The organism is Janthinobacterium sp. PC23-8, assembly GCF_002250505.1.
Classification (GTDB): Bacteria; Pseudomonadota; Gammaproteobacteria; order Burkholderiales; family Burkholderiaceae_D; genus Janthinobacterium.
Genome location: NZ_NJGY01000001.1, coordinates 3,264,909 through 3,289,702, shown reverse-complemented (window position 1 = coordinate 3,289,702; position 24,794 = coordinate 3,264,909). Strand labels below are relative to the sequence as shown.

General features: G+C 63.7%; 22 protein-coding genes. 9 read left to right on the top strand and 13 right to left on the bottom strand.

Annotated features, from left to right (window positions below):
* Positions 1-11: 11 nt before the first annotated feature.
* Positions 12-3,809 (top strand): methionine synthase, encoded by a 3,798-nt coding sequence (gene metH, locus CD932_RS14195; RefSeq protein ID WP_094443189.1) that lies wholly within the window; start codon positions 12-14, stop codon positions 3,807-3,809.
* Positions 3,810-3,906: 97 nt separating this feature from the next.
* A complete protein-coding gene (locus tag CD932_RS14190; RefSeq protein ID WP_094443188.1) occupies positions 3,907-4,278 on the top strand; it encodes an SPW repeat protein in 372 nt (123 codons plus the stop codon).
* A gap of 54 nt (positions 4,279-4,332) precedes the next feature.
* Here the strand turns inward: CD932_RS14190 and CD932_RS14185 are convergent, their stop codons facing one another.
* From CD932_RS14185 to rsmB, 8 genes are all read right to left on the bottom strand, one after another.
* Positions 4,333-5,613: an EAL and HDOD domain-containing protein gene (locus CD932_RS14185; protein WP_094443187.1), complete on the bottom strand. Its 1,281-nt coding sequence runs from the start codon at positions 5,611-5,613 to the stop codon at positions 4,333-4,335.
* Positions 5,614-5,751: 138 nt separating this feature from the next.
* Positions 5,752-6,531 (bottom strand): class II glutamine amidotransferase, encoded by a 780-nt coding sequence (locus CD932_RS14180; protein WP_094443186.1) that lies wholly within the window; start codon positions 6,529-6,531, stop codon positions 5,752-5,754.
* An 87-nt stretch (positions 6,532-6,618) separates the two neighbouring features.
* Complete coding sequence (locus CD932_RS14175) at positions 6,619-6,876, bottom strand: DUF3567 domain-containing protein (protein ID WP_094443185.1); 258 nt, start codon at positions 6,874-6,876, stop codon at positions 6,619-6,621.
* A 163-nt stretch (positions 6,877-7,039) separates the two neighbouring features.
* A complete protein-coding gene (locus CD932_RS14170) occupies positions 7,040-7,438 on the bottom strand; it encodes a GTPase (protein ID WP_094443184.1) in 399 nt (132 codons plus the stop codon).
* Entirely contained in the window at positions 7,435-8,157 is a 723-nt protein-coding gene (locus CD932_RS14165; RefSeq protein WP_094443183.1) for a response regulator, read from the bottom strand. Before CD932_RS14165 ends, CD932_RS14170 begins: the two co-directional genes overlap by 4 nt.
* A gap of 114 nt (positions 8,158-8,271) precedes the next feature.
* Positions 8,272-10,551, bottom strand: coding sequence for an ATP-binding protein (locus CD932_RS14160; RefSeq protein WP_094443182.1), 2,280 nt, complete (start codon positions 10,549-10,551; stop codon positions 8,272-8,274).
* Positions 10,551-11,072 (bottom strand): DUF4390 domain-containing protein, encoded by a 522-nt coding sequence (locus CD932_RS14155; RefSeq protein WP_254926617.1) that lies wholly within the window; start codon positions 11,070-11,072, stop codon positions 10,551-10,553. Before CD932_RS14155 ends, CD932_RS14160 begins: the two co-directional genes overlap by 1 nt.
* Before the next feature lie 76 nt (positions 11,073-11,148).
* A complete protein-coding gene (rsmB, locus tag CD932_RS14150) occupies positions 11,149-12,570 on the bottom strand; it encodes a 16S rRNA (cytosine(967)-C(5))-methyltransferase RsmB (protein WP_094443180.1) in 1,422 nt (473 codons plus the stop codon).
* A 330-nt stretch (positions 12,571-12,900) separates the two neighbouring features.
* Between rsmB and argS the strand changes: the two genes are divergently transcribed.
* The 7 genes from argS to CD932_RS14115 are packed head-to-tail and all read left to right on the top strand — an operon-like array spanning position 12,901 to position 19,084.
* On the top strand, positions 12,901-14,610 hold the full coding sequence (argS, locus tag CD932_RS14145) for an arginine--tRNA ligase (protein WP_094443179.1): 1,710 nt from the start codon (positions 12,901-12,903) through the stop codon (positions 14,608-14,610).
* 20 nt (positions 14,611-14,630) lie between these two features.
* The gene (locus CD932_RS14140; protein WP_094443178.1) at positions 14,631-15,356 is read left to right on the top strand and encodes an SPOR domain-containing protein; all 726 of its coding nucleotides are present in this window, start codon (positions 14,631-14,633) and stop codon (positions 15,354-15,356) included.
* Between the two features lie 32 nt (positions 15,357-15,388).
* Positions 15,389-16,060, top strand: coding sequence for a thiol:disulfide interchange protein DsbA/DsbL (locus tag CD932_RS14135; RefSeq protein WP_094443177.1), 672 nt, complete (start codon positions 15,389-15,391; stop codon positions 16,058-16,060).
* A gap of 16 nt (positions 16,061-16,076) precedes the next feature.
* The gene (locus CD932_RS14130; RefSeq protein ID WP_094443176.1) at positions 16,077-16,865 is read left to right on the top strand and encodes an SDR family oxidoreductase; all 789 of its coding nucleotides are present in this window, start codon (positions 16,077-16,079) and stop codon (positions 16,863-16,865) included.
* A complete protein-coding gene (locus CD932_RS14125; RefSeq protein ID WP_094443175.1) occupies positions 16,862-17,656 on the top strand; it encodes a biotin--[acetyl-CoA-carboxylase] ligase in 795 nt (264 codons plus the stop codon). The genes CD932_RS14130 and CD932_RS14125 overlap by 4 nt, the downstream gene beginning before the upstream one ends.
* A gap of 4 nt (positions 17,657-17,660) precedes the next feature.
* A complete protein-coding gene (locus CD932_RS14120; RefSeq protein ID WP_094443174.1) occupies positions 17,661-18,407 on the top strand; it encodes a type III pantothenate kinase in 747 nt (248 codons plus the stop codon).
* Positions 18,401-19,084: an SPOR domain-containing protein gene (locus CD932_RS14115; protein WP_094443173.1), complete on the top strand. Its 684-nt coding sequence runs from the start codon at positions 18,401-18,403 to the stop codon at positions 19,082-19,084. Before CD932_RS14120 ends, CD932_RS14115 begins: the two co-directional genes overlap by 7 nt.
* Positions 19,085-19,087: 3 nt before the next feature.
* On the opposite strand, the gene CD932_RS14110 is transcribed toward CD932_RS14115, so the two are convergent.
* From CD932_RS14110 to mreC, 5 genes are read right to left on the bottom strand one after another with little or no spacing between them, the layout of a single operon-like run.
* The gene (locus tag CD932_RS14110; protein ID WP_094443172.1) at positions 19,088-20,134 is read right to left on the bottom strand and encodes a septal ring lytic transglycosylase RlpA family protein; all 1,047 of its coding nucleotides are present in this window, start codon (positions 20,132-20,134) and stop codon (positions 19,088-19,090) included.
* Complete coding sequence (gene rodA / locus CD932_RS14105; RefSeq protein WP_094443171.1) at positions 20,134-21,249, bottom strand: rod shape-determining protein RodA; 1,116 nt, start codon at positions 21,247-21,249, stop codon at positions 20,134-20,136. The genes CD932_RS14110 and rodA overlap by 1 nt, the downstream gene beginning before the upstream one ends.
* Before the next feature lie 8 nt (positions 21,250-21,257).
* Positions 21,258-23,225 (bottom strand): penicillin-binding protein 2, encoded by a 1,968-nt coding sequence (gene mrdA / locus CD932_RS14100; RefSeq protein ID WP_094443170.1) that lies wholly within the window; start codon positions 23,223-23,225, stop codon positions 21,258-21,260.
* A gap of 12 nt (positions 23,226-23,237) precedes the next feature.
* On the bottom strand, positions 23,238-23,750 hold the full coding sequence (mreD, locus tag CD932_RS14095) for a rod shape-determining protein MreD (RefSeq protein ID WP_094443169.1): 513 nt from the start codon (positions 23,748-23,750) through the stop codon (positions 23,238-23,240).
* Positions 23,747-24,754: a rod shape-determining protein MreC gene (gene mreC, locus CD932_RS14090; RefSeq protein ID WP_254926582.1), complete on the bottom strand. Its 1,008-nt coding sequence runs from the start codon at positions 24,752-24,754 to the stop codon at positions 23,747-23,749. The genes mreD and mreC overlap by 4 nt, the downstream gene beginning before the upstream one ends.
* Positions 24,755-24,794: the final 40 nt, after the last annotated feature.

Genomic DNA, 24,794 nt, shown 5'->3' with positions numbered 1-24,794 from the left:
GAAAGCATGAAATGACCGATACCGTGATCCCCGCCCTGTCCCCGACCGAAGCCTCCTTGCGCGCCATCATGGCGCGCCGGATCATGATCCTCGACGGCGCGATGGGCACGATCATCCAGCAATACAAGCTTGACGAAGTGGCCTACCGTGGTGGTCCCGAGGGCCGCTTCATCGACTTCGCGGCGCCGGCCGGTTCGGGCGCGCGCGAGCTCTTCGTCAAAGGCAATAATGAATTATTGACACTGACGCAGCCGCAGATCATCCAGGAAATCCACGAGCGCTACCTGGCGGCCGGCGCCGACCTGATCGAAACGAATACCTTTGGCGCCACCACCATCGCCCAGGACGACTATCATATGGCGCACCTGGCCTACGAGATGAACGTGCAGGCGGCCAAACTGGCGCGCGCCGCCTGCGACAAGTATTCCACGCCGGACAAGCCGCGCTTCGTGGCCGGCGCCCTGGGGCCGACACCAAAGACCGCCTCGATTTCGCCCGACGTCAACGACCCGGCCGCGCGCAACGTCACCTTCGACCAGCTGGTCGCGGCCTACCTGCAGCAAACGCAGGGCCTGGTCGAAGGCGGCGCCGACGTGCTGCTGGTGGAAACCATTTTCGACACCCTCAACTGCAAGGCGGCGCTGTTCGCCATCGACCTGTTCTACGAGCAGAATCCGGACGTGGTGCGCCTGCCGCTGATGATTTCGGGCACCGTCACCGACGCCTCGGGACGCATCCTGTCGGGCCAGACCGTGCCGGCCTTCTGGAATTCCATCCGCCACGCGAAACCGCTGACGATCGGCCTGAACTGCGCGCTCGGCGCGGCCCTGATGCGCCCGTACGCGGAAGAGCTGTCGAAAATCGCCGACACGTTTGTGTGCATCTACCCGAACGCCGGCTTGCCCAACCCCATGAGCGACACGGGTTTCGACGAGTTGCCGGAAGATACGTCCGCCCTGCTGCGCGAATTTGCCGACGCCGGCTTTCTGAACATGGCTGGCGGCTGCTGCGGCACCACGCCCGAACATATCAAGGCGATCGGCGAGCTGCTGGCGCACAACACGCCGCGCACCGTTCCGGCAAAGAGCCACGAGCTGCGCCTGGCCGGCCTCGAGCCGTTCGTCATCAATGACGACTCGCTGTTCGTCAACGTCGGCGAGCGCACCAACGTCACGGGCTCGAAAGCGTTTGCGCGCATGATTCTGAACGAGCAATACGACGAGGCCTTGTCGGTGGCGCGCCAGCAGGTGGAAAACGGCGCCCAGGTGATCGACATCAACATGGACGAGGCCATGCTCGACTCGCTGGCCGCCATGACGCGCTTTTTGAACCTGATCGCCTCCGAACCCGATATTTCGCGCGTGCCCATCATGGTTGACTCGTCGAAATGGTCGGTGATCGAAGCGGGCCTGAAATGCGTGCAGGGCAAGGCCATCGTCAATTCGATTTCAATGAAGGAAGGCGAGGCGGAATTCTTGCGCCAGGCCACGCTGTGCCGCCGCTACGGCGCGGCCGTGATCGTCATGGCCTTCGATGAAAAGGGGCAGGCCGACACGTTCGAGCGCAAGATCGAGATCTGCGCGCGCGCCTATCACCTGCTGGTCGACGCGCTCGACTTCCCGCCCGAAGACATCATTTTCGATCCGAATATCTTTGCCGTCGCCACCGGCATCGAAGAGCACAACAACTACGCGGTCGACTTCATCAACGCCACGCGCTGGATCAAGGAGAACCTGCCATACGCGAAGATTTCGGGCGGCGTGTCGAACGTGTCGTTCAGTTTCCGCGGCAACGATCCGGCCCGCGAAGCGATCCACACGGTATTCCTGTACCACGCCATCAAGGCCGGCATGACCATGGGCATCGTCAACGCCGGCATGGTCGGTGTGTACGACAACCTGGACCCGGAACTGCGCGAGCGGGTCGAAGACGTGGTGCTGAACCGCCGCGAAGACTCGACCGAACGCATGATCGAATTTGCCGGCACCCTGAAAGCGGGCGGCGGCAAGACCGACGTGCAGAACCTGGCCTGGCGCGAAGGCACGGTGCAGGCGCGCCTGTCGCATGCGCTGGTGCATGGCATTACCCAGTTCATCGTCGAAGACACGGAAGAAGCGCGCCAGGAACTGCTGCACAACGGCGGTCGCCCGATCCACGTGATCGAAGGCCCCTTGATGGCCGGCATGGACGTGGTCGGCGATTTGTTTGGCCAGGGCAAGATGTTTTTACCTCAGGTGGTGAAATCGGCGCGCGTGATGAAACAGGCGGTGGCCCACCTGATTCCGTTTATCGAGGAAGAAAAACTGCTGGAAGAAAAACGCACCGGCATCGTCGCCAAGCCGAAAGGCAAGATCATCATGGCGACCGTGAAAGGCGACGTGCACGATATCGGCAAGAATATCGTTACCGTGGTGCTGCAGTGTAATAACTTCGAAGTGGTGAACATGGGCGTGATGGTGCCGTGTTCGGAAATCCTGGCGCGCGCCAAGGTGGAAAACGCCGATATTATCGGCCTGTCGGGCCTGATCACGCCGTCGCTCGAAGAAATGGCCTATGTGGCCAAGGAAATGCAGCGCGACGAACACTTCCGCATGCTGAAAATTCCGCTCCTGATCGGCGGTGCCACCACCAGCCGCGCCCACACGGCCGTGAAAATCGCCCACAACTACGAAGGCCCGGTGATTTACGTGCCGGACGCTTCGCGTTCGGTGTCAGTGGCGCAGTCGCTCCTGACGCCCGAACAGCGCGACAAATACGTGGCAGACATCGAACTCGATTACGCGCGCATCCGCGAACAGCACGCCAACAAGAAGGCGCTGCCGATCCTGTCGTTGCCGAAGGCGCGCGCCAACAAAATGGTGCTGCCGTTTGACGGCGCAGCTAAGCCCGTCAAACCGAAATTCATCGGCCGGCGCGTGTTCAAGAACGTCGACCTGGCCACCCTGGCCAACTATATCGACTGGGGTCCGTTCTTCCAGACCTGGGATCTGGCCGGCCCCTTCCCCGCCATCCTGACCGACGAGGTGGTGGGCGATGCGGCCACCAGGGTGTATGCGGAAGGCCAGGCGCTGCTGAAAAAACTGATCGACGGGCGCTGGCTGACGGCCAATGGCGTGGTGGCGCTGCTGCCGGCCAACAGCGTCAACGACGACGATATCGAAGTCTATACGGACGACACGCGCACCACGGTGGCGTTCACCTACTACGGCATGCGCCAGCAGGGCGTCAAACCGGTGGTCGACGGCGTGCAGCGGCCGAACCAGTGCCTGGCCGACTTTGTTGCACCAAAAGACTCGGGGGTCAAAGACTACCTCGGCATGTTCGCCGTCACGTCCGGCATCGGCATCGAGAAATACGAAAAACGCTTCGAGGACGCGCATGACGACTACTCGTCCATCATGTTGAAGTCGCTGGCCGACCGCCTGGCCGAAGCGTTTGCCGAATACCTGCACGAGCGCGTGCGCACCGACCTGTGGGGCTATGCCACCGGCGAGCAGCTGAGCAATGAGGCCATGATTGACGAGAAATACGTCGGCATCCGCCCGGCGCCCGGCTACCCCGCCTGCCCCGAGCACACGGTCAAGCGCGCCATGTTCGACGTATTGCAGGCCGAAGAAATCGGCATGCAGCTGACCGAATCGTACGCCATGTTCCCCGGCGCGGCCGTGTCCGGCTTTTACTTTGCCCACCCGGAATCGAAATACTTTGTGGTCGGCAAGATCGGCGAAGACCAGGTGGAAGACATGGTCAAGCGCCGCGGCGTGCCGAAGGAAGACATCGAGCGCTGGCTGGCACCGAACCTGTCCTGAGCTGCCTTGGGCGGCGGTGCGGAACTTTCGCGCGCCGCCACGCCACTAAGGCTGTATGCGGGCGCCTGGGGGCGTCTGCATCTTCCGGGGAGGCATTATGGCAACGCAATTCAAACTGAAACGCTGGCAGGACCAGGTGATCCTGCTGCTGGGCTTGTGGCTGATCGTCTCGCCGTGGGCCCTGGGCTACGCACAAGGCTCGCCGCAAATGATCAACGCCCTGGTCTCGGGGCTGGTGATCGCCGTGCTGGCCGCGTTTGACCTGTACAAGACCTATTTCTGGGCCGTCATCGTCAATCTGCTGGTGGGCGTCTGGGTGGCCGTCTCGCCGTGGGTACTGCGCCTGGCCGACCAGCGCGCGGTGCTGTGGAACTGCCTGATCGCCGGCGTCGCCGTGGTGGTGCTGGCGCTGTGGGAACTGCGCACCGATCCCGAGCTGCACAAGCACTGGCCGGGCGCGGCCGCTTGAAACAAAACACCCCGCCGCGGCGATGCCGGGGCGGGGTGTTTTTGAGCCGCTCAATTACAGCGCATACCTGACGACGTTGTCGCTCCATTCGAAGGCGGCCATTTCCAGCTCGACCAGGTCGTCCGGCGACATCGCCAGGTCGCGCAGGGTCGGCACGATTTCGCCTTCCATGTCGTCGATGCGCTCGATGCATTCGGCCAGGCGCAGCAGGTCGCCATAGAAGCCGCCGCGCGACAGCAGCGCTTCGGCCACTTCCTCGATCACTTCGATCTGTTGCAGGATATCGGCCATCGGCACGGCGAACAAGGTGTCCATCAGCGACATGATGCCGACTGTAAAGGCGATGTCGGCCGAATGAGCATGGTTGGGACGCAGTTTATGGGCCAGCAATTCGAGCAGGCGGCCACGGGTGGTGGCCAGCATCAGCAGCGGCGTCATGCTATGGCCGCGCTTGCTTGGTTCCGCGTACAGCATGATTTGCAGCCAGCGCTGCAGTTGGCGACGGCCCAGCACGCTGACGGCCTGGCTCAGCGAATCGATGCGCTGGCGCGCGCCGACGGCCGGCGTATTGACCAGACGCAGCAGGTTCAGCGCCAGCGACACGTCGCGCTTGATGGCGTGCTCGATGTCCAGATTGTCGGCATCCGAGGTCACCAGGGTCATCAGCTCCATCACGGCCAGTTGCGACGGCGACAGCTTCTTGCCCGTCATGATGGCGGGCTTGGCAAAATAATAGCCCTGGAAGTAATCGAAACCGAGGTCCAGCGTGGCTTTGAATTCTTCGCGCGTTTCGACTTTTTCGGCCACCAGCTTTTTTTGTGCGGCCTTGAAACGCTGCGCCAGGCTGGCCAGGTCCGCCGGCTGGACCGTGCGCATGTCCATTTTGACGTATTGCACCAGCGGCAGCAGTGCCTGCACTTGCGCCGTATCGGCCACCACGTTTTCCAGCGCAAACGTAAAACCGTGACCGGCCAGTTCGCTGATGCGTGCGCGCAACTCCGGGGTGACCTCCATGGTTTCGACGATTTCCAGCACCACTTTTTCGCGCGGCAGGAAACTGAAGATATCGCTCATGATCACGTCGGCATCGACATTGACGAAGCCGAGGGCATCGCCGACCACCTTTTCCATGCCCAGCTGTGAAACGTGGGCAATCACGCTGGCCGTGGCCGACAGATCGCTGGTGATATTGGCGGGCCCGACCGGAGCGTTGCGAAATAGCAACTCATAGCCGAACAGGGCCTGGTTGCGGTCGAGGATGGGCTGTCGCCCCAGATAGAACTCGCGCACGCGCAAGGGTTTCGGGGAGATGTCGTTACTGGAAATATCGATCATTCAATCTTCATCAATCATGTCGAGTGACACTGGCGGCGCCACGCCTGCGTCAAGGTTCACTATTGACAATACTCTAAATCAATTTAGCCCGCGCTGTTGGTTATTTTGGCAGCATTGCACGGTATTGTCGTCAACAAATTAAATAGCGGGAGCTTCTTGTACCGTACCGTCTACAAACAATTTCAATTCGCCGGGGGTAAACGCCGTCCATTGCTCATTGGTCGTCAGCGGTTGCGTGACGATCACGGCCACCCGGTCCTGCGGCGTGGTAACCTGGGAAAAGTCCACGCTCAAGTCTTCATCGGAGAGTTTAGCAGTTGGAAACGGATGCTGTCGCACCAGATAATGCAAGCTGGTCGAGCAATGGGCAAACAGCGCTGCGCCGCTCGACAGCATCATGTTGAAGGTGCCGTGCGCGGCAATGCCGGGCAATAGCTCGGCCAGCGCCAGATGCAGCTGCGGCAAGCCTGGCGGCGTATCGCCGAAGCGCGCGTGCAGTTCCTGCAGCAGGTAGCAGAAGGCCAGTTCGCTGTCGGTGCAGCCGACCGGACGATAGCTGCCGCTGAGCAACGGGTTGAACTCCTTCAGGTCGCCATTGTGGGCAAACACCCAGTAGCGCCCCCACAGTTCGCGCACGAAAGGATGGCAATTTTCCAGCGCCACCTGACCTTGCGTGGCCTTGCGGATATGCGCGATCACATTGCGCGACTTGATCGGATAGCGTTTGATCAGCTCGGCCACCGGCGAGGCGATGGCCGCCTGGTGATCGACGAAATGGCGCACGCCGGCGCCTTCGAAAAAGGCGATGCCCCAGCCGTCGTGGTGGGTGTCGGTATGGCCGCCGCGCATGGCGAAGCCCGTAAAACTAAAGACAATGTCGGTGGGGACATTGCAATTCATTGCGAGAAGTTGGCACATGGTCTGTTTGCGACAAGGTAATCCGGCCACCTTACCATGCCGCCAACGCAATGGGTATGGCCGCTTGCTCCACCAACCACGCAAAGCCTAGTGCAGCAGCACAGGCTGGCTCATCAAGGCATCGTAGCTGCCGAGGAATTCATCGATCTCTTCCATGCTCGGTTCGCTGGCGATCAGCTCGCTCACATCGCGGCGGAAATGTTGCGCCAGCACGCCGGCGATAAAGGTCTCGCGCTTGCCCCCCTTGTCGACGATTTCGTAGCCGCCAAAGCGCAATGCTTCGAGGTTGCCATCGGCGCCGAATTCCACGACGCTGTATTGCTCGCTGTTATAGATCAGGTTCATTGTGCGTCCTTCGCTCAGGCAGGAGGAACTCCTGCGGTTTCAGAACAGAGGTGGGGACCAGGCCATGGCATTTCAAGCGCGATCCCGCTCTGCAGGGAAAGTAGTTGTAACGAGATGCAAACTGCGTGCAAACTGCGATCGGGACGGCTACGGCAACATCGCTTCAGGGGGCAAGGATCAAGTCAGGCTGCAGCGCCAGCCAGGCATCGTAGGGACTGGCGGCCAGCGCGCTGCGCAACTGCTCGATATGCGTGGCGTCTGCCAGGCTGATGAACAGATGCGCGGGCCGATGGCGCAGGAGACGATTCAATGTTACACGCAATACCAGATTGCCGCTGCAGCACAGGCAACCGGGCGCGATGCGCAGCAATTGCAGGGAGGCGGGAGGACAAGTGTGTTCGGCCAGGTCGGCCAGGATGGCGTTGCCGTCTGCCAGCCCTTCGAGGATCACGGCATTGGCCTGTCGCGGCGGCAAGGCTTGCGCGATGGCGGCCTCGCGTTCGCTGGCGCGGGCGCCGCTGACCAGGGTCAGCGGCGTCAACCCCCGCACAGCTGGCGTCACAGGTTTTTCTTGGCCAGCTTGCCCGGTTCCACGCCCAGTTGCTTGAGCTTGCGGTAAAGATGGGTGCGTTCCAGGCCCGTCTTTTCCGCCACGCGGGTCATGCTGCCGCCTTCGCGGCCCAGGTGGTGTTCGAAATACATGCGCTCGAAGGCGTCGCGCGCCTCGCGCAGCGGCAGGTCGAACGACAGATTGTAGCCATGGCCTTCGGCCTGGGCCGGTGCGGCGATACCGGGGCGCACCATCATCTGCTGCGGCGTGCCGCCGCCAAAGCTCGGCGCCGGATGGCTGCTGCTCTCTTCGACGGGCGCCGGCGCCGCCGGACGCGGTGCGGCCACCGGCGCGCGCACGGTTTCCTGGGCACGGGTCAGGCCTTGCTGCACGGCTTTCAACAACTTTTGCAGGGAAATCGGTTTCTCCAGGAAGTTGAGCGCACCAATGCGCGTCGCTTCCACCGCCGTATCGATCGTGGCGTGGCCCGACATCATGATCACCGGCATGGTCAACAAGCCATCGCGCTGCCATTCCTTGAGCAGGGTCACGCCGTCGGTGTCGGGCATCCAGATGTCCAGCAGCACCAGGTCGGGCGCACCGGCGGCGCGCGCTTCGCGGGCCTGCTGCGCATTTTCGGCCAGCTCGATAGCATGGCCTTCGTCACCCAGTATCTCCGAGAGCAACTCACGGATACCCATTTCATCATCCACTACGAGTATGTTTGCCATTCGTGTCTTGCCTTCCTCATTTCGCCGCCCCGCGCGCCCAAACGGCACACGGCGGACAACTATGATTTTATTTGTTTTTTAAATACTAAACCAGACGCTTTCGCCAACTAAATACTAGGCGAGAACATCGGGAGCTAACTTTAACAGCAAAATGACGACCGAAGCGCCACTGCTGTCGACGCGGTTCTCGATATCGATGCGCCCACCGTGCTCATCGATGATTTTCTTGACCATCGCCAGGCCCAGACCGGTACCGCGCGCCTTGGACGTGACATACGGCTCGAAAGCGCGCGCCAGGATTTTCGGCGCGAAACCGGGGCCGTTATCGGTAATGGCCATGCGCACGGCGACGTTCACGCCGCCATCCGCACTGCGATAATGAATTGCTTCGGTGCGTACGTCAATGCGGGGATGCGGAGTGCCCTCCGGCAAGTCCGCCATGGCGTCCTGCGCGTTCTGCAGCAGGTTGTGAATCACCTGGCGCAACTGGGTCGGATCGCCCATCACCATCGGCAGGTTGGGCGCCAGCAGCGGGTGGATGATGTCGCCATCGTCGCCGCCGAGATACAGGTTCAGTATCTCCTCGATCAGCTCGTTGAGGCGCAGCGGCGTGAGCACCGCCGGCGGCGTGCGCGCGTAGTCGCGGAAGTCGTCGACCATGCGCTTCATGGCGTCGACCTGCTTGACGATGGTGCCGGTGGCGCGGCCCAGGAGGTCGGCGTCGGCCGGCTCCAGCTTGCCTTCCAGCTTCATCTGCAGCCGCTCGGCCGACAGCTGAATCGGTGTCAGCGGATTCTTGATTTCATGCGCCAGGCGGCGCGCCACCTCGCCCCAGGCGATCGAGCGCTGGGCCGAGATCACGTCGGAAATATCATCGAACACGACAATGTAGCCGCTGCCCGATTCGAGCGGCAGGCGCGAGCCGCGCGCCAGCAAGGTGATGTCGTGTTCGTCGGCGCTGCTGCCCAGGCGGCGCGGAATCTCGATCTGGCGCTGCCAGTGCAGCCGCTGCGCATTGCGGCCCGACGCCGATTGCGCGCTTTGCGCCGAAAACGCGCTGACGATGGCCGCGCCAAATTCTTCAATCCCGGAGATACTGGTCAGGGGCTGGCCCACCATCGTCACGCCCGCGTGCTGCAAGATGCGCTCGACCGAGGCATTGCAGGTGACCAGCTTGAAGTCGCCGTCGAGCACCATCACGCCGGCCGACATATTGGCCAGTACCGATTCCAGGTGGGCCTTGGCGTTTTGCAAGGCGGCGCGGTTGCTTTCGACGGCCGTGCGCGCGTCGAGCAACTGGCGCGTCATGATGTTGAACGACTGCGTCAGCGTGCCCAGCTCGTCGCGCGAGGCGACGATAGGGCGCGGCGACAGATCGCCCTGGGCCACCGCCTGCGTGCCTTCGGCCAGCAGCAGCAGCGGCTGGGCCAGGTTGCTGGCGATCAGGAAGGCGCTGCCGATGGCGCCGAAAATGGCCAGCAGCAAGGTCAAGGTGAGGATTTCCATGTACATCTTGCGCAGGCCCACGCGCGCGACAAACCGTTCCTTGTATTCGCTGTAGGCGCCGCGCAGCATTTCGCCGTTGGTGGCCAGCTTGGGCGGTACCGCTTTGAGCAACTGCAGATAGCGTGGCGACACGGAAGGCCCGGGCACGGCCACCAGCACGCGCAAGCGCAGGCTGGCGGCCGCGTCCAGCGATGACGGGCCGCTGCGCATGCCGCCGCCGCCCGACTCCATGCTGTCGTCATGCAGCTCCAGCCCGCCTTCGGCCGAAGCATAGCCGGCAGGCTGCGCCGCCTGCGCCAGCATCGCCGCCGTCGGCAGGTCGGCGCCGCTGTGCGGGCCGGCGCTGGCCAGCAACATGCCGTCGCCGCTGACGATCATCACGTTCTGCATGCCCTCTTCGCGCAACAGGCTGGTCAGCACTGCCGGGCCGGTGACCGGGTCGCTGCGCAATTCATCGACGGCCTGCTTGCCGCGACGATCGAGTTCGACCAGCGCCGTGTCCAGGCCGGCGCGGCCCAGCTCCAGGCCCGATTCGAGCGCCGCTTCGATCTTGACGTTGAACCACGATTCGATCGAGTGCGAAACGAACTGCACCGACACCAGAAAGATCACCAGGCCGGGCAGGATGCCGACGGCGGCAAACAGCATCACCAGGCGCATCATCAGCTTCGAGCCGAACTTGCCGCTCTTGTAGCGTGCATACAGGCGCGCCAGCGAAATGCCGACCAGCGCCAGCAGTGACACGGCGACGGCCGCGTTCAGGCCCAGCAGCCAGGTGTAATAACGGTCGAAGAAACCGGAGTTGTCGGAAGCGGACGCCAGCAGGAACAACAGGATGCTGACGATGCCGCCGCCCACCACCAGCAGATAGCGCAATGCCTGGGTCACTACTCCGCCGTATACAAGAAGGTTTTTCTGTTCGAAGCCAGTCGCCAGTCGCTATTGTTGAAGGCGTTGACCTGGATCGGCTTGGGCAGATAATCGCGGTCCATGCCCATGCGCAAGGTGACGTTATAGGTCTGCCCGACTTTGAGCGCGCCGCGCGCCGCCACCAGCCAGCGGCTGGGGCGCCGGATCAGGAACAGCGCGTCGTCGAGGGTGGCGAAGCTTTGCTGCAAGCCGCCCAGCGAGACGTGATACTGGCGCGTCAGCACGTTGTACGACAGCCGGCTGGTCTGGCGCGCGACGATGGCTTTTTCATCGAACCAGTACCAGCGCGGCCGGGTCAGTTCGATTTCGGTCGTGAAAAACAGCGGCACGCCGTGCTGCACGGCGTCGTCGAGGTCGTGATTGAGGTCGAAAGAGTAACTGGCCGCCAGCTTGTAGCCCTCGTCGCTCGCTTCGATATAGGCGCGCGTGATCTCGACCACATCGGCGGCATGCGCGCGTGGCGTCAGGCATGCCAGCATCAGCACCAGGGTCAGGGAGCGGAAAAATGTCACAAGCGTGCCGGTCGTATCCGTGAAAAAAGGGGCGAAGTAGCGCTCAGGCAGCATTTTTTTGAAAGAGCGCATAGAACAAGCCGTCATGGTCCTGTTCCGCGCTGCCAGTCGGCAACAGCTGGCCAGGGGCTGTCAAACGGGTCGCATTATTGCGCACCGCAAATGCTGCCGCTTGTGCTTCGGACTCTTGCGGCCACAATGAACAAGTCACGAACAACAATTTACCATCGGGGCGCAGCATCTGCCACAGATTGTCCAGAATTTTCGCGGAAAGTGTTGCAAGTTGCAAGGCGTCGCCCTTGCGGCGCAGCCAGCGGATGTCCGGGTGGCGACGCACGATGCCCGAGGCCGTGCACGGCACGTCGGCCAGGATGCGGTCGTACTGCTGGCCATCCCACCAGGCGCTCGATTGCGCGTCCTGCGCCTTGAGCGTCGCTGCCAGTCCCAGGCGCTCGAGGTTTTCAGCAATGCGCGGCAATCGCCTGGCGTCGGCGTCGATCGCCGTCACCTGCACGTCGGCCAGTTCCAGGAGATGGCAGGTCTTGCCGCCGGGCGCGGCGCAGGCGTCGAGCACGCGCATGCCGTCTTGCAAGTCGAGCAGCGGCGCGGCCAGCTGCGCGCCGGCGTCCTGCACGGAAACAACGCCCTGCTCGAAACCGGGGATCAAGGCCACGCCGATCGGCTTGTCCAGGCGCACCGCAAACGGCCCCACCTGGCGCGCGGCGATGCCGGCTTCCTGCAACACGGCCAGATAGGCTTCGACCGTGCTCTTGCGGCGATTGACGCGCAAGGTCAAGGGCGGCACGGCATTGCCGGCCGTCAAAATGGCCTGCCAGTCGCGCGGATAGGCCACGCGCAGCGCATCGATCCACCACTGCGGATAATTCCACTGCGCCAGCGGCTGCTGCAAGGCTGATTCCAGCAAGGACTTGCGTTCGCGCAGGAAACGGCGCAGCACGGCGTTGACCATGCCCTTGGCGTGCGCCAGGTCCGGGTGCGAGGTGGCCACCGTGACGGCCTGGTCAACCACCGTGAATTCTTCATACGGCTGTTCGCCCGGCTCGTTTGATATCAAGGACAGCGCGCAGCACAGCAGCGCGGCCAGCATCGGCGGCTCGGGCGCCTTGGAGGTCATCAGGCCGACCAGCGTTTCGCTGCGGCCCAGCTGGCGCATGGTGCGATACGAAATATCCTGGATCGCGCCGCGCGCCTGCGCGCTGGCGTTCGATTGCGCAAACACTTTTGCCAGCGCCTGCGGCAGGGCCGTGCCGGTGCGCACCTGGGCCACGGCATTGGCCGCGCCAAGCAGGCAGAAGGCCAGCGAATCGGCGCGCAGGTCGGGCTGGAAGCCTGGTTGCAGGACCGGTTTGACGTCGGGATGGTAGCTGGGACGCAGTTTTGCGGCTACCGGCGCGGCGGCGGGCGCTGGCCTGGTTTTCAGTTTCAGCGTGGGGCGCTTGTTCATAAATTATCCGGTGTGGCTGCGCGCGACGAAAAAAACACGATCGCGCGTCATCATAAAGGGTCGATTGTAGCGTTTGTCAGGCCCTGTGCACCAAGCGATTGCAACGATGCGTGTAATTCGCTGTAAAAAAGTGCATATGTACAAGCCGAACTGGCCAGGTTGATGTTTTCATGCACCAATGACCGGCACGCCCGCCTGTCCTGCGGCGTATTGTTCCAGCCGGCAAACCAGTATAATTACCGCAGTCCGGGCGACGGCATCGACCGTCGTCCTTTTGCATTTGTGCACCATTCTTTTCAATCTTAACGCGGTTCCGCCGCCATCCTGCTCATGCTCGCCCAACAGAAACAAGAAATCATCGCCCTGTTCCAGGCCGCCCTCGCTCCCGTCCTGGCCGGCACGTCGCTGCTGCCTTCCGTGGTGCTGGAGCGACCACGCGACGCATCGCATGGCGACGTCGCCTGCAATATCGCCATGCAGTTGGCCAAGCAGCTGAAACAAAACCCGCGCGAACTGGCGCAAACCATCGTCACGGCCGTGCTGGCCAACCCGGCCGGCAAGGGCCTGATCGAGGCGGTGGAAATCGCCGGCCCCGGCTTCATCAACGTGCGCGTGTCGAACGCCGCCAAGCAGGCGGTGGTCAAGACCATCCTCAGCGAAGGCGCCAGCTATGGCCGCGGCACGGCGGGCGCCGGCAAGCAGGTAATCCTGGAATTCGTCTCGGCCAACCCGACCGGCCCGCTGCACGTGGGCCACGGTCGCCAGGCGGCGCTGGGCGACGCCCTGTCGTCGCTGTTCGACGCGCAAGGTTACAAGGTGACGCGCGAGTTCTATTACAACGACGCCGGCGTGCAGATCCAGACCCTGGCCCATTCGGTGCAGGCGCGCGCGCGCGGCTACAAGCCGGGCGACGCCGAGTGGCCCGAGTCGGCCTACAACGGCGACTACATCAGCGAAATCGCCGAAGACTTCAAGGCCGGCAAGACCGTCTCGGCCAGCGACGGCATGCCTGCCACCGCCAATGGCGATATCGAGGACATCGATTCGATCCGCCCGTTTGCCGTGACCTATCTGCGCAACGAGCAGGACATCGACCTGCAGGCATTCGGCGTGAAGTTCGACAACTACTACCTCGAATCGTCGCTGTACAAGGATGGCAAGGTCAACAGCGCCGTCGAGACGCTGGTCAAGGCCGGCCACACCTATGAACAGGATGGCGCGCTGTGGCTGCGCACCACCGACTACGCGGACGACAAGGACCGCGTGATGCGCAAGAGCGATGGCAGCTACACCTATTTCGTGCCGGACGTGGCCTACCACCTGGTCAAATGGCAGCGCGGTTTTGTGCAGGCGATCAATATCCAGGGCAGCGACCACCACGGCACCATCGCGCGCGTGCGCGCCGGCCTGCAGGCACTCGACATGGGCATCCCGCAAGGCTATCCCGACTACGTGCTGCACAAGATGGTCACCGTCATGAAGGATGGCGAAGAGGTGAAAATCTCGAAACGCGCCGGCTCCTACGTCACCGTGCGCGACCTGATCGAATGGTCGGGCGGCGGCGACATCGACAAGGGCCGCGACGCCGTGCGCTTCTTCCTGATCTCGCGCAAGGCCGATACCGAGTTCGTGTTCGACGTCGACGTGGCGCTGAAAACCACCGATGAAAACCCGGTCTACTACGTGCAGTACGCGCATGCGCGCATCTGCCGCATCCTGGAAAACTGGGGCGGCGACGAGAACGCCATTGCCGGCGCCGACCTGTCCTGCCTGACGGCGCCGACCGAAGCGACCCTGCTGGCGACCCTGGCCGCCTACCCGGAAATGCTGGCGCGCGCGCAAGCCGAGCTGGGACCGCACCAGGTGGCGTTCTACCTGCGCGACCTCGCTGCCAACCTGCACAGCTTCTATTTCGCGGAAAAAGTACTGGTCGAGGACGACGCCGTGAAAATGGCCCGTCTGGCGCTGGTGCTGGCCGCGCGCCAGGTGCTGCGCAATGGCCTGGCACTGATCGGCGTATCCGCGCCAAACAAAATGTAAACGCAAAGGTCTGAACCTTCATGAACCAAGCTTCCCGCTTTACTTCCAGCCGCCGCCAGCAGGGCAATACGCTGGTCGGCATCATCATCGGCCTGGTGGTCGGCCTGGGCATCGCCGTGGTGGTGGCGCTGGTGATTTCCAAAGGTAATTCGCCGTTCACCGACAAGTCGGGCAAGGTGGGCAAGTCGACGGAACCGACGGCCGGCCAGATCGCCGACCCGAACAAGCCAATGTATGGCAACAAGGAAGCGGCGCGGGAAGCGGCGCGCGATTTTTCGAAGGAACCACGCGAACTGGCCTTGCCGGGCCAGATCACGGCGCCGGCCGCGCCGCCCACCACGCCACGGCCACCGCCACCGGATGCGCTGCAGGAACTGATCGGCACGCTGAAGGACAAGCCGGCGCCGAAAGCCGCAGCGGCCACCGCGCCAGGTGCGCCGGCGGCACAGGCAGCCGCAGCCGCCCCGGCGGCGCCACCGGCGCAAGCGAAGGCCGATGCAGCCAGCGACAAATGGATTTATTATCTGCAGGCTGGCGCCTTCCGTGACATGGCGGACGCCGAAAGCACGCGCGGCAAGCTGGCCCTGCTGGGTTTTGAGGCGGCCATCAGCGACCGCAGCACCGATGCCGGCGTGCTGCACCGCGTGCGTGTCGGCCCCTTCAATCAGGTCGATGCAATGAACCGCGCGCGTACCAAACTGTCCGAAAACGGTGTCGATGTCGCCGTTGTCAGGAATTCCAAATGAGTCCAAATGAGTCATCTGAACAAGGAAGCAGCATGCGTTTTCTGAACAAAGTATTGTTTGCCGCCGCCCTGTGCGGCGCCACCGCCTTCGCCGCCGCGTCGCCGGCCGCCCCGAAGAACGGCGTCGAATATGAAACCCTGGCCACGCCCCAGCCGACCGAATCGGGCAAGAAGATCGAAGTGACGGAGTTCTTCGCCTATTACTGCCCGCATTGCAATGTGCTCGAACCGCAACTGGCGGCCTGGGTCAAAAAGCAGGGCGACAATATCGTCTTCAAGCGCGTGCATGTGTCGCGCGATGAAAGCGTGGCGCCGCAGCAGCGGCTGTTCTTTACCTTGCAGGCCATGGGGCTGCTGGACCAGCTGCACACCAAGGTCTTCCACGCCATGCATGTGGAGCACAACCGCCTGAACAGCGACGACGCCGTGTTCGACTTCGTCGCCAAACAGGGCGTCGACCGCCAGAAGTTCATCGATACCTACCGCTCGTTTGGCATGCCCGCCCGCATGCGCCGCGCCGACGCCATGATGCAAGCCTACAACGTCACCTTCTGGCCGATGATCGCCATCGATGGCCGCTATATCACCTCGCCATCGCAGGCCGACCAGGGCAGCAAATCGGCCCGGAACGAAGAGCAGTTGAACGCCCAGGCCCTGACGGTGATGGATATGCTGGTGGCCAAAGCCAAAGCGGAAAAGAAGTAAACGTGAGCATCACCTGATGCAGGCCGTCTTCATTACCGGAGCATCGAGCGGCCTGGGCGCCGCGCTGGCGCGCCAGTACGCCAGCGACGGCGCGCAACTGGGCCTGCTGGCCCGCCGTGGCGAGGCCCTTGACCAGCTGATCGCCACCCTGCCCCGGCCCGAACTGCACCGCGCCTACGCCGTCGATGTCGGCGACCATGCCGCGCTCAAGACTGCGGCCGACGATTTCCTGGCCCATGCCGGGCGCATCGACGTGGTGATCGCCAGCGCCGGCGTGTCCGTCGGCACGCTCACCGAACACGCCGAAGACCTGGCGGTGTTTGCCGCCGTCATGGCCATCAACGTCAACGCCACCGTCGCCACCTTTGCGCCGTTTATCGCCGCCATGAAACGGCAGGGAGACGGCCGCCTGGTCGGCATCGCCAGCGTGGCCGGCATCCGCGGCTTGCCCGGCGCCGAAGCCTACAGCGCCTCGAAGGCGGCCGTGATCAGTTACTGCGAATCGCTGCGCCTGGAATTGAAACCATCCGGCATCAAGGTCGTCACCATCACGCCCGGCTATATCGATACGCCGATGACGCGCCACAACGCCTACCACATGCCGTTTTTGATGCCGGCCGCCGCCTTTGCGCGGCGCGCCGCGCGCGCCATTGGCCGCGGCGACAGCTATCGCGTGATTCCCTGGCAAATGGGGGTGGTGGCCAGGCTGCTGCGCCTGTTGCCCAACGCCGTCTACGACCTGGCGTTTGCCAGGGCGCCCCACAAAGCCCGCCAGCACCACACTGGCAAGCAACCGCTCCCATGACCTGTCACCTTGACCTGAACAGCGCGGCCATCGCCGCCCTTTGCGCCACCGGCGCCTCCCACGTCGCCATCGAAGTGGTCGATGAAACCGGCTCTACCAATGCCGACCTGCTGGCGCGCTGCGCGCAGCTGCCTGGGCCCACCCTGCTCATCGCCGGCCAGCAGACGGCGGGACGGGGACGCGCCGGACGGCCCTGGCTGTCGCAGGCGGACGCCAGCCTGATGTTCTCGCTGGCCTGGCGCTTCAAGGGCCCGCTGCAAGCGCTGGTCGGCTTGCCGCTGGCCGTCGGCGTGGCGCTGGCCGAAACCATGGGTTCATTGGGTGTGCCGGTGCAACTGAAGTGGCCCAACGACCTGATCAAGGACGGCAGCAAGCTGGCCGGCATCCTGGTCGAGACCCGCCAGGCGACCGACGGCGGCGTGTGGGCCGTGATCGGCTGCGGCATCAATCTGACCATGTCCGATGCGCTGGAACAGCAAATCGGGCGCAGCGTGTCGGCCGTGCCCTGGCTGGCGCAGATGGAACGCAACGCCCTGGTCGCCGCCCTCTTGAGCCGGCTGGCCGGCGTGCTGGCCGAATTCGACGATACCGGCTTTGCACCGTTTGCGCAGCGCTGGAACGCCCTGCACGCCTGGCAGGGCCAAGCGGTAAAAATTGTCGACAACGGCCATCTGCTGCAGCAAGGCGTGGCGGCCGGCGTCGACCAGCTGGGCCAACTGCTGCTGGCGACTGATAGCGGCACGGTCGAGATCATGTCCGGCGACGTGTCCCTGCGCCTGGCGCAGGAGTAGGCGCATGCTATTGTTGATCGACGCGGGCAATACGCGCATCAAATGGGCGCTGGTGGCGCCCGATGCCGGCCTCGGTGACTGGCTGGCCAGCGGCGCCGTGGCGCATGCCCAGCTCGACAGCCTGGCCGCGCAGTGGGCGTCGTTGCCGATCGGCACGGTGCTGCTGTCGAACGTGGCCGGCAGCGCCATCGCCGCGCGCCTGCGCGCCATGCTGACGGTCGCCGTGCGTGATTTTGTGTCGCTGCCGCAGCAAGCCGGCGTTGCCAATGGCTATCGCAATGCGGCCCAGCTGGGCTGCGACCGCTTTGCCGCCGCCATCGGCGCGCGCGCGCTGGCGCCCGGCCAGGCCGTGATCGTCGCCAACTGCGGCACCGCCACCACCATCGACGCCATCACCGCCGAGGGTGTGTTTTTGGGCGGCATGATCCTGCCGGGGCTGGGCCTGATGGCCAGTTCGCTGGCGCGCAATACGGCGCAGTTGCCGCAGATCGCCGACACGGCCCCGCTGCCGGCCGGCTTTGCCGACAATACCGACGACGCGATTCTTTCCGGCTGCCTGGCCGCGCAAACGGGCGCCATCGAACGCGCCGTGCGCATGCATGGCGCGCAACGCTGTCTGCTGTCCGGTGGCGCGGCGCCGCGCATCGCCCCGGCGCTGGCATTGCCGTTTCAACTGGTGGACAATATCGTCATGCTCGGCCTGCAGGCGGCGGCCAGGGCAAACCGTGCGCAAGGAACACAACCATGCTGAAATTCGTCTTCTGGCTGCTGGCGGCCATCAACCTGCTGGTGCTGGCCATCGGCCAGGGCTACCTGGGTAGTTTTCGCACCGAAACGCGCGAACCGGCACGGCTGAAAAACCAGCTGCACGCCGAGAAAATCACCTTGCTGATGGCCGCCCAGGCGACGGCGCCGGTGGAACCGGCGCCGTCGCCTGCAAAGCCGCCCCCCGCCGCACCGCAAATCTTCGCCTGCACCGAAGTAGGCAATTTCGTGCTGGCCGACGCGCGCAAGTTCGAGTCCCGGCTCGCCGCGTTGGCGCTGGGCGAGCGCCAGTCGCGCCACAACGTGGCCGGCCAGGATATTTCCAGCTATATGGTGTTCATCCCGTCGCAGGGCAGCAAGGAAGGCGCCGACCGCAAGGCCGGCGAATTGAAACAGCTGGGCGTGACGAATTACTTCATCATGGGCGAAGGCAGCCCGCAGCGCTGGGGTATTTCGCTGGGCGTGTTCAAGTCGGAAACGAGCGCGCAAACCCATCTGGCGTCGCTGCAGAAACAGGGCGTGCACAGCGCCCGCGTGGCGCCGCGCTACAGCGCCAGCAAGCAGGTCGCTTACCAGTTCCGCGACCTCGACACCGCCACGCGCACGCGCCTGGCCGAGATCACGAAGCAGTTCGACGAGCAGGAACTGCGCTCCTGCAAATAAACCCTAGCGTTCGATCACGATGGGCTTCACGCCGGCCGACGCCGGCAGGCTGGCCGCTGCGCGCGCCGCGTCGGCGCGGCTGGTGAACGGCCCGCCGTACAGGCGGAACAGCGCTCCGGCCGGCACCACGTCCAGCTTGCCCAGCGTCTGCGCATACGGCGCCAGTTGCGCGCGGCCCTGTTCGGCATTGTCCAGACGCGAATAGGCGCCCAGTTGCAGGTAAAAACCGGTGGCCAGCGCCATTGGCGCGGGCGCCGCCACGGTGGCGTCGAGCATCGCCATGCTGGTGATTTCAGGCTGCGCCACGGCGGTCAGTTCCGCTTCGCTGCCGGCCGGCGTATCGATCGACCGGGCGATCACGCTCGGCACCGGTTTCGGCGCCGCGCGCGCCGCCAGGATGGCGTCGATATCGGCCGGCAGCAGGCGCTCGACGATCACCTGGTGGCTGCCCTTGCCAAGGAAGCCGAGTTTGAGCGCCGCCGTGTACGACACGTCGATCACGCGCGTGGCGTGGAAAGGGCCGCGGTCATTGATGCGCACGATCACCTGCTCGCCGCTGTCGATGCTCGTCACGCGCGCATACGACGGAATCGGCAGGGTCGGATGGGCCGCCGTCATCTTGTACATATCGTAGATTTCGCCCGACGAGGTGCGCTGGCCGTGGAATTTCTTGCCATACCAGGTGCCCGTGCCGCGCTGCGTGAATGGCTGGTTGTCGGTAAGCGGCGTATAGGTCTTGCCGAATACCACATAGGGCCGGTTCGAGCGCGTCGAATAGGGCTCGTTGCGCACCTCGGCATCGGGCACGTCGCGCAGATTGGACGGCGGATTGTCGCCCGGGCCGTCATCCTTGTAATAGCCGCCACGGCCTGAACCGGCCGCCGGCATGGCCGGCAGGGTGGGATCCTGACGCACGGGAATCTTGACCTTGCCGCCATGCGGCATCTTGACGTTATCGGACTGTTGCGGCGTCGTGCCGCAGGCAGCCAGGGTCAACAACACAGCCAGGCCCAGGCCACGCGTATACAGGGTATCGACAGGCGCGCGCATCAGGTCTGCACCAGCTTGCGGTGGCGCTGTATGCTCATCAGGATGCCGCTGGCCACGCCCAGGGTAATCAGGGCAGTGCCGCCGTAGCTAAGGAAGGGCAAGGGCACGCCGACCACCGGCAGGATGCCGCTGACCATGCCCATGTTGACGAAGGCGTAAGTAAAGAAAATCATGGTAATCGCTCCTGCCAGCAGGCGAGTGAAAAAACTGGGGGCGCCGGCGGCGATCATCAGGCCGCGGCCTACCAGCAGCAAATACATCAGCATCAGGATCAGGTTGCCGGCCAGGCCGAATTCTTCGGAATACACGGCAAAAATGAAGTCGGTGGTGCGTTCCGGGACAAACTCCAGGTGGGCCTGGGTACCGTGGGTCCAGCCCTTGCCCGTCATGCCGCCCGAACCGATGGCGATGATCGACTGGATGATGTGAAAGCCCTTGCCCAGCGGGTCCTTGGTCGGGTCGATCAGCATCATCACGCGGTCACGCTGGTAGTCATGCAGGTGCGACCAGACGATGGGCAGGCTGGCCACCAGCGACAGCAGCAGGCCGGCCAGCACTTTCCAGGACAGGCCCGCCAGGAAAATCACGGTAAAGCCTGCCGCCACCACCAGCAGCGAGGTGCCCAGGTCGGGCTGGCGCGCGATCAGGTACACGGGTGCGAGCAGCAGCACGGCGGCCACCGCGAAGGAGTTCCAGCGCAGCGCACCGGCATTATGCTGGAAAAACCAGGCCAGCATCAACGGTGCGGCGATCTTCAAAAATTCGGACGGCTGGATATCGATCACGCCGATGTGCAACCAGCGCCGCGCGCCGAGCTTGATGGTGCCGAACAGGGCCACGGCAATCAGCAGCAGCACCGACAGCGTATAGGCCGGCACGGCGACGCGCATCATCATTTGCGGCGTGACATTGGCCGCTACCCACATGACGAAAAAGCACAGCACGATATTGCGCAGGTGGTCTTCGATCTTGCCCGGGATGCCGATGCTGGCCGAGTACAGGGTCACCAGGCTGGTACAAAGCAGCATCACGATGATCAGCATCAGCGGCGGATCGAACACCGCCAGGTAGGGCTTGGCGCGCCGCCACAGCGAGCGCCTTTCGTTAATGGACATGTATTTCCTTATTGCGTCGCAGGCGGCGTGCCGGCCTGTTCATCCGTGATTTCTTCGAGCGTGCGTACTTCGTCGACGTCTTCCTTCGGCACCTTGGTGGTGTCGCGGTCCTTCTCGCCCGGGCGCTTGCCCAGCAAGTAGTAATCGAGCGCCTTGCGCGCGATCGGCGCGGCCACGCCGGCGCCAAAGCCGGCGTTTTCCACCACGATGGCCAGCGCGATGCGCGGCTTGTCGGCCGGCGCAAAGGCGGTAAACAAGGCGTTGTCGCGCAGCCGTTCGGCCAGCAGCTTGGCATTGTACTTCTCGTTTTTCTTGATGCCCACCACCTGCGCCGTACCGGTCTTGCCGCCCACCGTGTACTGCACGCCGGTGAAGATGGTCGCGGCCGTGCCGCCCGCTTCGCTGGTCACGCCCACCATGGCGCGCTTGATGATATCGATGTTTTCCTGCTTCAGAGGGATGCGGTAGCTCTCCTTGGCCACCGTCAGGGTGCGCGCGCCGGAGGCCGCGTCTTCGATGATCTTGACCAGGTGCGGCTTCATCACCACGCCGTTATTGGCCAGCACCGCCGTCGCATGGGCGATCTGCAGCGGCGTATAGGAATTGTAGCCCGAGCCATTGCTGACCGAAATCGTGTCGCCGCCTACCCATTTCTTTTGCTGCGCCGTCTTGAAGCGGTCGCGCTTCCATTGCGTCGACGGCAGCACGCCGCGCTTCTCGTTATTGAGGTCGATGCCCGTCAGCTGGCCGAAACCGAAAGGCTTCATGAAGTCGTGGATGGCGTCGATGCCCATGTCGCGGCCGAGCTGGTAATAATAGGTGTTGCACGACACGACGATGGACTTGTGCATGTCGACCATGCCATGACCGCCGACCTTGTCGTCCCTGAACTTGTGGCCGCCCAACATGAAGAAACCGGAATCGGCAATTGCCTGGCCAGGGGTGCGCTTGCCCAGTTCCAGCGCGGCCAGCGCCATGAAGGGCTTGAAGGTGGAGCCGGGCGCATAGGTGCCGGACAAAGGCCGGTTGACCATCGGCCGGTCCAGCGAGGTATTCAGTTCAGTCCAGCTTTGCTGGTCGATGCCGTCGACGAACAGGTTGGGGTCGTAGCCAGGCTTGGAGACATAGGCCAGGATGTCGCCGGTGGCCGGGTCGATCGCCACGGCCGCGCCGCGCCATTCGCCGAAGGCCTCTTCCATGACTTTTTGCAGCTCGATGTCGATCGACAGGATCAGGTTATTGCCCGGTACGGCGGCGGTGCGCGACAGGGTGCGCATGGCGCGCCCGCCAGCCGACACTTCCACCTCTTCATAGCCGGTGGTGCCGTGCAACTGCTTTTCGTAGCTTTTTTCCAGGCCTTCCTTGCCGATATGGTCGGTGCCATTGTAATTGGCGGCGTCGTCGCCCTCGTCCAGTGATTTGGCCTCGCTGCGGTTGATGCGACCGATAAAACCCACCACGTGCGAGGCCACCTCGCCCATCGGATACTGGCGGAACAGGCGTGCCTGTACTTCGACGCCAGGAAAGCGGAAGCGCTGGGCCGAAAAGCGCGCCACTTCCTCGTCGGTCAAGCGCGTGCGCAGCGGCACGCTGACAAAGTTTTTTGACTCTTCCAGCAGCTTCTTGAAACGGCGGCGGTCCTTGATGTCGATCTGGATCAGGGTGCCCAGTTCGTCGATCACCGAGTCGAGGCTGGCGCTGAGCTTGGACGGCGTGATTTCCAGCGTAAACGCCGAATAATTGCGCGCCAGGACCACCCCATTGCGGTCCAGGATCAGACCGCGCGTGGGCACGATCGGCACCAGCGCGATGCGGTTGTCCTCGGCCTTGGTGGCGTAATCTTCATGCTTGATCACCTGCAGCCAGATAAAGCGGGCCAGCAGCAGCGAAAAGCAGACGAAGACGAGCGCGCCCAGTATCGTCAGGCGCAGCCGGAAGAAATGCAGTTCGCGCTCGGTATTCTTGAGTTCATTCATGACAGGTCAGGGTCAGATCGGCCGGTTATGGTCGCGGTCCACGACGCGGCGCTGCGGCGCCAGCAGCATCCAGGTGATCAGGGGCCACAGCAGCACGGCGAGAAAGCTTTCGACGAAATTGAGCCAGCCCTGGAAGCGGCCCGAGACGATCAGCCGCGTCACCAGTTGCAGCGCCTGCGTCAGCAGCAGCAGCGGCAGCACGTGCAGCGCCTGCGTCATGACGGGGAACCACAGCACGCGGCGGTGCATCATGATGGCCAGATAGGACAGCACGGTATAAGCGAGCGCGTTTTCGCCCAACAGGGTCGAATCGTGCACGTCCATCATCAGGCCCATGAAAAAAGCCACGCCGATGCCGACCTTGCGCGGCTGGTGGATGCCCCAGAACACCAGCACCAGCGCGACAAAATCGGGCACGCCGACGAAATGGCCCCAGGGCAGCAGGTTCAGCAGGAACGCGCAGAGCAGCGAAAAAGCGATGAACAGCGGGTTGACCGGCAGCAGGATGTAATGCGGACGGCTCATCGCGCGGTCTCCGTCGGCGCGGTGGCGGGCGTGGCTGCAGGCTTGGCCGGCGCCGCGGCGGGTGTGGCCGCAGGCGTGTCGGTCGGCTTGGGCGTATCCTTGATCGGCGCCATCTTGCCGGCGATCTTGCGGCCGGTCTTGATGTCCTCCGCAGGCGGGCGCGGCGCAATGTCGGGCGAGGAAGTGAGGATCAGCAGTTGCGTATTGCGCTCGATGCCGGCCAGCGGCTGGCACACCACGCGGCCGAACGGGCCGTGCGCATTGCGCTCGACCAGGGTCACGCGCGCCACGGCCAGGCCGGCCGGGTACAGGCCATCGAGGCCGGACGTAATCACGATATCGCCGATCTGGATATCGGCCGTCGGCTCCGTAAAACGCAGTTCCAGGGTGCCGGACTTGCCGCGCCCGTAGGCCACGCTGCGCACGCCGGTGCGCAGCAGCTGCACGGGAATCGCCTGCTCTTCATCGGTGAGCAGGGTCACTTCCGAGGTAAACGGGAACACGCGCGTGACCTGGCCAACCACGCCGAGGTTGTCGATCACGGGCCGGCCCAGCTCCACGCCGTGCTGGATGCCGCGATCAAGCACGATCTTGCGGGTGACCGAATCGCGCGTGTCATACAAAATTTCGGCCAGCATCGATTTCACCGGCACGCGCTCGCGCGCTTCCATCAATTTGCGCAGATGGTTGTTTTCCACGATATTGAGCTGCGCCTGCTGCAGTATCTGCGCCGAGGCGATCTGTTCGTGCTTGAGCTCACGCACCTGTTTTTCCAGCGCCGACAGCGAGGAAAAATAGGTGCCGACGCCGAGCGCCACGTCGCGCGGCACCAGCGCCGCCATCTGCACCGGGTAAAGCAGCGTGCCCACCGCCTGGCGCACGGCGGTCAGCGCGTGCATGCGCGAATCGACCAGCAGCAAGGCGATCGAAATGCCGGCGAACAGCATCATCTTGACGCGGGCGGAGGTGCCCTGTTTGAAAAGTGGCGGAGGACTGTATTCCATGACTTCCAATAATCAGGCCAGGCGCGCAGCGCCAACGTGC